Origin of the sequence: Listeria aquatica FSL S10-1188, from assembly GCF_000525795.1 — a bacterium.
In the GTDB taxonomy this organism is placed as follows: Bacteria; Bacillota; Bacilli; order Lactobacillales; family Listeriaceae; genus Listeria; species Listeria aquatica.
Window position 1 is genome coordinate 1 of the sequence record NZ_AOCG01000031.1, and the last position, 661, is coordinate 661.

Sequence of the window (661 nt, forward strand, 5' to 3'; positions counted from 1 at the left end):
CTTCTTCGGCTCCTAGTGCCAAGGCATCCACCGTGCGCCCTTCCTCACTTAACCTCATCCTTCTTACGAAGGTGTTGTTGTGTTTTCATAAACGTGCGATCGCTTATGAAAACGGAAAGATTCTTTCTCGGTTTGATTCTCGGTTTTGGTTGAAGAAAAACCTACGGTTTCTCTTCGTCTTTTTACACTAACTTTTCTTATCTAGTTTTCAAAGAACAAACTATCTTTGGTGGAGCCTAGCGGGATCGAACCGCTGACCTCCTGCGTGCAAAGCAGGCGCTCTCCCAGCTGAGCTAAGGCCCCTTATTAACATCTGAAAAAGAAAGGTTTATTCAAAAAAGTGGGCCTAAGTGGACTCGAACCACCGACCTCACGCTTATCAGGCGTGCGCTCTAACCAGCTGAGCTATAGGCCCCTCATACGAAGAGACACCTCAAAAACGTGTCACCTGGTACTCAGTATGAGCGTCATTGACCTCTCAAAACTGAACAAAAGAAGGGAAAAAGATTCACAGGTTTCCTTATCCTTAGAAAGGAGGTGATCCAGCCGCACCTTCCGATACGGCTACCTTGTTACGACTTCACCCCAATTATCTGTCCCACCTTCGGCGGCTGGCTCCATAAAGGTTTACCCTCCGACTTCGGGTGTTACAAACTCTCGT

Annotated in this window: 2 tRNA genes and 1 rRNA gene; all 3 read right to left on the bottom strand. The window is 47.4% G+C overall.

Annotated elements, in window-relative coordinates:
• Window positions 1-227: 227 nt before the first annotated feature.
• Window positions 228-303: transfer RNA gene (locus MAQA_RS13340), tRNA-Ala, on the bottom strand.
• 38 nt (window positions 304-341) lie between these two features.
• Window positions 342-415 (bottom strand) — tRNA-Ile (locus MAQA_RS13345).
• 115 nt (window positions 416-530) lie between these two features.
• Window positions 531-661 (bottom strand): 16S ribosomal RNA (locus MAQA_RS13350); the annotation flags it as partial.